Genomic DNA, 409 nt, shown 5'->3' on the forward strand with positions numbered 1-409 from the left:
TTTCTGCAGGGTAGTTATTGCAGTTGGCATTTGTACACCTTCAAATATGTTGTCTCCCTTGTCTGCAATTTCAATAATACGAGAGTTATCCAATAGGAAATTCCGTAGGACTTCGTAACGCATACCTTTGATAAACAGACTAGGAGTTATAAAGGAGAAATATCCTTTTTCTCGTGTAATTTCCAAACCTCTTTCAAAAAATAGTGCGTAAAGATCACCACATTTGAACGTTTTATAGCTTGAAAAGTTCTTATCACTAGTTTGTACATAAGGCGGATTCCCAATCACCACATCAAAACCGCCTTTAGAAAATACTTCAGGAAATTCTTCTTCCCATTTAAATGCTTTGTTGCCGGCCACGGCTTCGTCGTCGATCAAAGAATTGCCGCATTTGATATTGCCGCTAAGG

The 409-nt window shown here is 38.4% G+C and carries 1 protein-coding gene; it reads right to left on the reverse strand.

The features are described 5' to 3' along the window. A partial coding sequence (locus tag HC175_RS19585; RefSeq protein ID WP_235942698.1) for an Eco57I restriction-modification methylase domain-containing protein occupies positions 1-378 on the reverse strand: 378 nt, incomplete at its 3' end. Positions 379-409 lie beyond the last annotated feature (31 nt).

The sequence above is a fragment of the Salinimicrobium oceani genome, from assembly GCF_012037645.1.